This window comes from Vibrio sp. 811 (assembly GCF_033339195.1).
Map to the genome: position 1 here is coordinate 1 of NZ_JAWOUB010000454.1, position 675 is coordinate 675.

1 protein-coding gene is annotated in these 675 nt (G+C 48.1%); it reads right to left on the reverse strand.

The window, feature by feature from the left end:
* Positions 1-675, reverse strand: a 675-nt coding sequence (locus tag R7Q46_RS27445) for an NAD-binding protein (RefSeq protein WP_318078312.1), incomplete at both ends; no start/stop codon positions are given.

Here is a 675-nt window from a genome sequence, read left to right on the forward strand (position 1 = left end):
TCCAAATAATCTTGGTAAGTGAAGTTATCACTCAGTTTGGTGTGCTTAATTTCCGCGCCTCGGCTTAACAGGCTCGCTAGCTGGGTGTAACTAACATTGCCCCCCATCAACAGCTTGCCGTGATACTCCTGAGCAACAGAGTGCTTTTCACTGCCGTTTCCATTCGTCTTCACTTTTTGCAGACAATGTACTTTATCTTCGCCGAACTCGTCGACAAATTGCATACAAGCCATGATGTTGAAGTGTTGATCTGGCGTGAGTGCGACCACTTGACCAATACCAATCATGTTCAGGTTGTCATCCGCATGGCTAGAAATCGGGTTACCGTAATAATAATCCAGACCCATCATACGAACTTGGCTGATGTACTCCCAGTTTGAGTCCGTCATCAATACACGTCGATCATAACGCGCTAACGCTTGGCCAATTTCACGTGCGACTCGGTTCGCCCCAATAAGTAGGAAGCCTCTCGGCGCAGGTTCAGCAACACCCAATGCAATCGCCATAGGGCGAGCAGTGGCACTTTGTAATACCACCGTACCGATGATCACCATAAAGGTCATTGGCACCAGTAAGCTTGCTCCATCGACTCCGTATTCAGTCAACTTAATCGCAAACAGAGAAGAAATCGACGCAGCAACAATACCGCGTGGTGCCACCCAAGACAAAAAGAGC